Source organism: Pseudolactococcus piscium (genome assembly GCF_002441695.1).
GTDB classification, from domain to species: Bacteria; Bacillota; Bacilli; order Lactobacillales; family Streptococcaceae; genus Pseudolactococcus; species Pseudolactococcus piscium.
Genome location: NZ_JXJW01000047.1, coordinates 1 through 2,517, shown reverse-complemented (window position 1 = coordinate 2,517; position 2,517 = coordinate 1). Strand labels below are relative to the sequence as shown.

Sequence of the window (2,517 nt, the reverse complement as noted above, 5' to 3'; positions counted from 1 at the left end):
TGGTTGGTGGAGATATTACTCCTAAGGATATTGCGGATAGGAAGGTTAAGGAACTATTAGATAAGACATATCCAGAAGAAAAGAAAAGTAAAAATAAAGGTCCAACTACACAAAGGGGTAAACAAGGAGATTATGATGATGTCTTAGATGACTTTCATAGCTTAGGTCTAAAAGATGTAAAAGATATTCAAACAGACTATGGGGCAGGTAAAGTAGGTTTTTTGGAGGATGGGAGAAAAGTTGTTGCAAGGCCGGGGAGTACAGCAGAGGCTCCTACGCTAGATATTCAAAATGATAAATATGATAAAACTAAAATTAGATATACAAAGGAGTGATTATGACAAAAGAAAGTATTAAATATATTAACCATATTCCAATCCCTGTTGATGATGGTCATTACGATATCATGAAGTATAGTACGAGTTTCTACGGAGATGATGAAGAGTTGGGTACAATTATCTATATGGAGAGCTCTACCAAATATAAAGTGAAGATATATTTTAAACATTTTCATTATGCATTTTTTGCCTCAGATGAAAGTAGTATGCTTAGTAGGTATGCCCAATTAGGCAAACTTGCTGAAAAATCGGATATTAAACTGTATGATGAGCAAGGATTTGTCATAGAAAGTGAAAACTCTGAGCTTCTTACAAAGATGCGTGATGGTAGTTTTAATCTTTATAATCATTTAGATCTTGAATTTTATCATTACATAATATATACGAGAGAAAACATAATAGAAGTGATTTCATATAGTCCACCAGAAATTTCAATAGGAGAAATTGAAGAGTGGGAAAATGGATCTGTTGTGAGGTTGCCAAAAGATTAATATAAGCTCCCGCATCAGCAGTTAAACCACATGAGATTATCCTTGAAAATGATCTGATGTGGTTTTCGCTATACTAAAAAAACATCTGATTGCATCGATTTTTGACTAATACAAGTTAAATCAGTTACTCAAAGTAGCCTATTTTGTAATATCAGATGGCAACGTCTAGTGTACTTAATTATAGTGAAGCAGAGAAAGATTTCAACGATCTTAAGTTAGGCGATGTAAAAGAAATTGATACACAGTACGGAAAAGGAAAAGTAGGTGCACTTGATGATGGTAGGACAGTTTCTATTCGTCCAGGTAGCTCTGCGAACTCAAACAATCCTACTATTCAAATTGATGAAAAGGGAAAAAACCCAGAAAAAATAAAAATAAGATATATAGGAGAATGACGATGCAAGAAGAACTATTAAGGACCTCTACTTTTACTTTTCCAGGAAAAAAGAAATACAGTATAAAGGAAATTGTTCAAAATACTGAAGGTAATTACATATATCTAGGGAATGATGATTATTTAATAAAAATTATATTTCCTTCTTTTGTTTATAGTTTAATATCTTATGACGAAAGTTTATTACAAAAACGAATGTTAGATATCGGGAAATTAGCAAATGAAAAAGAATATGATTTATTATCAGAGTATGGCTATGTATTTGAAATTAAAAATTCAAAATATGTAGAGTTTGCTCAACAAAATAGTTGTAGATACTATGAGCAGATTGGAATAGATTTAAAAGATATATTAGTTTTTACATGGAATGGTGCAGTTGAGATCATTACAGAAATTTGTCCGGAAATTGAGGTTGAATCAATAAAATAAAGGCAATTGATAATGGTTTGCTTTGCAAATTCCAAAAAAGTTACCTTTATTCTCAATTTTAAGCTCTATGATGCAAATGAAATTTTCATTTCATTTGAGATCAAAATCCTGAAGAGATTACCCTCTCTACAGGGTTTTATATAAGGTATGGTATTTGATGAGAATAAAAAATATTTGGATATAACAGGAAAAATTGTTGATAAAAGAAGCCCTGATGGACACCTTCCTTGGAAGGATAAATAATTTTGGAGATCTAGGAGGTCTATATGAATATTAAATTGCTACAAAATGAAATTGATAATACTAGATATTGGGACATGTCAATATTAGATATTCAAACCCAATATTTTGGTGACGAGATATACATTTTTATAGAAAATAATGAAGAAACATGTTTTAAAATTAGTTTTATTTCTTGTTATAAGGTGAATTACGAGACAGATGCCATTTGGAGAGGGAAGGGTAATGTAAAAGAAATGAGAGGAAGACAATTGGGATACGATGGACAAGATATTTCTTTAAAAAAATATGAAGCAGATGAAGCATTTATTGTCTGTTCCATTGATGCCTCAATCATGACAATGAATATAGTTTGTAAAGATATTCTCGTAGAAAAAATAAGCATGAATGATAATCTATTCTTTTGGCAAGATAAGTGAGTAACTTTACTATCTGATTGAACTCAAGTAGTAAGTGGTAATTCGAGAACCAAGTTATTAATAGCTATATTGTACAAAACTTTATAGATTAAGAGGTCATTTAAATGAAGCATAAAGACAAGAAATATATAGGTATCTTAGTAGAATATTTAGTTTATAATTCTTTAAGCACCGACATTTATTATGTTCTAAGTAATGCCATTGAG

Annotated in this window: 6 protein-coding genes; all 6 read left to right on the top strand. The window is 30.7% G+C overall.

Annotated elements, in window-relative coordinates; genetic code table 11:
• On the top strand, nt 1-335 hold a 335-nt coding region (locus tag RU86_RS12190), incomplete at its 5' end, for a hypothetical protein (RefSeq protein ID WP_096815437.1).
• Nucleotides 336-337: 2 nt separating this feature from the next.
• Entirely contained in the window at nt 338-829 is a 492-nt protein-coding gene (locus RU86_RS11655) for a hypothetical protein (protein ID WP_096815436.1), read from the top strand.
• 155 nt (nt 830-984) lie between these two features.
• Complete coding sequence (locus RU86_RS11650; RefSeq protein ID WP_096815435.1) at nt 985-1,224, top strand: hypothetical protein; 240 nt, start codon at nt 985-987, stop codon at nt 1,222-1,224.
• Between the two features lie 2 nt (nt 1,225-1,226).
• Nucleotides 1,227-1,652, top strand: a complete 426-nt coding sequence (locus RU86_RS11645; RefSeq protein ID WP_096815434.1) for a hypothetical protein — start codon at nt 1,227-1,229, stop codon at nt 1,650-1,652.
• A gap of 147 nt (nt 1,653-1,799) precedes the next feature.
• Nucleotides 1,800-1,895 (top strand): hypothetical protein, encoded by a 96-nt coding sequence (locus tag RU86_RS12530; protein ID WP_489752606.1) that lies wholly within the window; start codon nt 1,800-1,802, stop codon nt 1,893-1,895.
• Nucleotides 1,896-1,918: 23 nt separating this feature from the next.
• Nucleotides 1,919-2,311 carry a hypothetical protein gene (locus RU86_RS11640; RefSeq protein WP_245810524.1) on the top strand — a complete coding sequence of 131 codons (393 nt, stop codon included), beginning with the start codon at nt 1,919-1,921 and terminating at the stop codon, nt 2,309-2,311.
• The last annotated feature ends 206 nt before the right edge of the window (nt 2,312-2,517 follow it).

Bases quoted from the DNA above. Each gene is read 5' to 3' on its own strand.
- RU86_RS11655 (WP_096815436.1), top strand. From the start codon at position 338: ATGACAAAAGAAAGTATTAAATATATTAACCATATTCCAATCCCTGTT.
- RU86_RS11650 (WP_096815435.1), top strand. From the start codon at position 985: ATGGCAACGTCTAGTGTACTTAATTATAGTGAAGCAGAGAAAGATTTC.
- RU86_RS11645 (WP_096815434.1), top strand. From the start codon at position 1,227: ATGCAAGAAGAACTATTAAGGACCTCTACTTTTACTTTTCCAGGAAAA.
- RU86_RS12530 (WP_489752606.1), top strand. From the start codon at position 1,800: ATGGTATTTGATGAGAATAAAAAATATTTGGATATAACAGGAAAAATT.
- RU86_RS11640 (WP_245810524.1), top strand. From the start codon at position 1,919: ATGAATATTAAATTGCTACAAAATGAAATTGATAATACTAGATATTGG.